General features: G+C 68.9%; 3 protein-coding genes. 2 read left to right on the forward strand and 1 reads right to left on the reverse strand.

The window, feature by feature from the left end; genetic code table 11:
* A partial coding sequence (locus AB0D94_RS37850; RefSeq protein ID WP_362062545.1) for a DUF3016 domain-containing protein occupies window positions 1-150 on the forward strand: 150 nt, incomplete at its 5' end.
* A 102-nt stretch (window positions 151-252) separates the two neighbouring features.
* Here AB0D94_RS37850 and AB0D94_RS37855 read toward each other — a convergent pair.
* Window positions 253-672 (reverse strand): VOC family protein, encoded by a 420-nt coding sequence (locus AB0D94_RS37855; RefSeq protein ID WP_096376540.1) that lies wholly within the window; start codon window positions 670-672, stop codon window positions 253-255.
* Window positions 673-1,036: 364 nt separating this feature from the next.
* Here AB0D94_RS37855 and AB0D94_RS37860 point away from each other — a divergent pair.
* The coding region (locus AB0D94_RS37860) for a hypothetical protein (RefSeq protein WP_362062542.1) at window positions 1,037-1,230 on the forward strand (194 nt) is incomplete at its 3' end.

Below are 1,230 nucleotides of genomic sequence, written 5' to 3' on the forward strand. Positions count from 1 at the left end.
GAACAAGGCCAGCGCACCCTGCGCGACATGAGCTTCCTGATGGGCCCGCGCGCCGCCGGACAGACCGATCCGCTGCGCTACGAGAAGCGGCTGATCGACGACTGGGCGTTCCGCGAGTTCAAGGCCGACGCGCGCAGCGCGGCGCGCTGATCCGCCGGCCCGGCCCGACTCCGGATTGGCTCCTGAAAAAAGGCCCCGCGATGCGGGGCCTTTTCGTTTCGCCGCTGCGGGCGCGACAGCGCGCCCGCGCGCTCAGGCCTGCGCGTCGCCCGGCACCGCGTTGGGATCCATGTGGAAGATCTCCCAGGTGTTGCCGTCCAGATCGTCGTAAGCGCGCTGGTACATGAAGCCGTAGTCCTTCGGCTCGTGCGCCTTCGCACCGGCGGCGACGGCCTTGTCGGCCAGCGCATCGACCTCGGCGCGGCTGCCCAGCGGCAGCGCCACCAGGGTCTGCACCTGGCGCTGCGGATCGATCAGCTCCTTCTGGGTGAAGGTCTGGAAGAACGGCCGCACCAGCAGCATCGCGAACAGATTCTCGCCGAGCAGCATGCAGGTGGCGTTCTCGTCGGTGAACTGCGGGTTGAAGCTGTAGCCGAGCGCGGTGAAGAAAGCGACCGAACGGTCGAGGTTCTGCACCGGCAGGTTGACGAACATTTGGGCGTGGGTGGTCATGGCGTAAGTCCTGGCTGCGAGGGTAAGGGGACGGCGGGCGCCGGAACCGGCCTGGTGAGGCCGCATTCCCGCCTGCTCATGACTGCGACGAGCCAGGATCGCAGGAATCGACAGGCTCGACGAATTTTTTTCGCCGCTGCGAGCGACGGCCGCTCTGCGCGTCCCGAACCTTCTGTCTGGACGGCGCCGGTGAGCGCTCGGCGGTCCGCACTCCAACAGCGAATCGGCCCCAAGCCCGGCGCCGAATGCATTATCGCCGCAGGTTCGCCCCGCCCAGGACTGGCCGCTAACCCGCACCCTCGCCGATAATCGCGCCGTCCCGTTCCGCCGCCGCTGCGGCGGCCCCGCGCCAGGAGGCCGGTCCTTGTCGATCCAGTGCCGCAGTTGCCACCGGCCCATCCGCTCCGGCGATTGGCGCTGCCCGCATTGCGGCATTCCGCTGCCGGCCGGCGGCAAGGCCTCGACCTGGGGTTGGTGGCTGGCCAATCCGATGTACCGGCGCATGGTCCCGATCCTCGCCGCGGTCGTGCTGACGCTGTTGGTGGCGTCGACGATCCG

Origin of the sequence: Streptomyces sp. NPDC048255, assembly GCF_040652415.1 — a bacterium.
Taxonomy (GTDB): Bacteria; Actinomycetota; Actinomycetes; order Streptomycetales; family Streptomycetaceae; genus Streptomyces.

What these genes read in the sequence shown, in the direction of transcription:
- AB0D94_RS37855 (WP_096376540.1), bottom strand. Translation starts at nt 672, where the DNA reads ATGACCACCCACGCCCAAATGTTCGTCAACCTGCCGGTGCAGAACCTC.